The 1,145-nt window shown below is 69.9% G+C and carries 2 protein-coding genes and 1 pseudogene; all 3 read left to right on the top strand.

Going from position 1 to position 1,145, the window contains the following annotated elements; genetic code table 11:
• A pseudogene (locus FKV24_RS04285) lies at positions 1-195 on the top strand (NAD(P)H-hydrate dehydratase); the annotation flags it as partial.
• A complete protein-coding gene (gene tsaE / locus FKV24_RS04280) occupies positions 188-658 on the top strand; it encodes a tRNA (adenosine(37)-N6)-threonylcarbamoyltransferase complex ATPase subunit type 1 TsaE (RefSeq protein ID WP_407067477.1) in 471 nt (156 codons plus the stop codon). The pseudogene FKV24_RS04285 and the gene tsaE, both read left to right, overlap by 8 nt.
• A 161-nt stretch (positions 659-819) precedes the next feature.
• The coding region (locus FKV24_RS04275; RefSeq protein WP_249040915.1) for an AMIN domain-containing protein at positions 820-1,145 on the top strand (326 nt) is incomplete at its 3' end.

The raw sequence follows: 1,145 nt of genomic DNA, 5'->3' as shown, positions 1-1,145 counted from the left end.
GCGGCGATGCTCGCGCAGGGGCTGCCTGCCTTCGAGGCCGCCTGCTGCGGCGCGCTGCTGCATTCGCTGGCGGCCGACGCCGCCGCCGCCGAGGCCGGCGAGCGCGGCCTGCTGCCCTCGGACCTGATGCCCTGGCTGCGCCGTCTGGGCAATCCGCCATCCCGTTCCTTCCCGGAGTCCGCGCGAAATGAGTGATGCGGTGATGGAGCTGCAACTGGCCGATCCCGAGGCGACCGCCGCGCTCGGGCAACGGATGGCCGCGACCCGGCCGCCGCAGGCGGTGGTCTACCTGCGCGGCGACCTGGGCGCCGGCAAGTCGACCCTGGCGCGGGCGCTGCTGCGGGCGTTGGGGGTCGGCGGCACCATCCGCAGCCCGACCTACACCCTGGTCGAGCGCTATCCGCTGGCCGACGGCAGCGAGGCCTGGCATCTGGATCTGTATCGCATCGCCGATGCCGGCGAGCTGGAGTACCTGGGCCTGGATGCCGACGAGGTGGGCCTGTGGCTGGTCGAGTGGGCCGAACGTGGCGCTGGCGCGTTGCCGCGCGCGGACCTGGTGGTCGAACTGGCGGTCGAAGGCGATGGCCGGCGCGCGCACCTGGTGCCGGCGTCGGCGGTCGGAGCGGCCTGGCTGGGGGCATTGCATCCCCGGGCCTGAGGCCGGCAGGAAAACCTGAAGTTGTCGGCTACTCCTGAACGGAAATGAAGGAAGTGGCGGCAGGTGTCGGATTCATAAGGAAAAAAGACTTGCAAATGCATGTCTGTGGTGCTTGACTAGCGTCCATGCGTGCAAGGGGAGCCACCGTTCAGAAACTCCTGATGGCCATGGCGCTGCTCGGCGCCCTGGCCTGGAACCTTGCGCATGCCTCCAAAATCAACGACTTGCGCCTGAGCTCTGGGGCGACCGGCACCCGCGCCGAGATCGTCCTCGACGGCGAGGCGGAAGTCCGGACCCTGAGTCTGTCGGGGCCCGATCGCCTGGTCGTCGATCTTCCCGGCTCGGAACTGGCGGCGAATCTGAAGGTTCCCGGCGGCGCCGGGATCGTCAAGGCGGTGCGTACCGGTCATCCGGTCGCCGGCACCACCCGCATCGTGTTCGACCTGGCCCAGCCGGTGGCGGTGCTCAAGCCGCGCATGGAATCCGG

Origin of the sequence: Marilutibacter maris (genome assembly GCF_006546735.2) — a bacterium.
GTDB classification, from domain to species: Bacteria; Pseudomonadota; Gammaproteobacteria; order Xanthomonadales; family Xanthomonadaceae; genus Marilutibacter; species Marilutibacter maris.
This window is presented reverse-complemented; position numbering and strand designations above follow the sequence as displayed.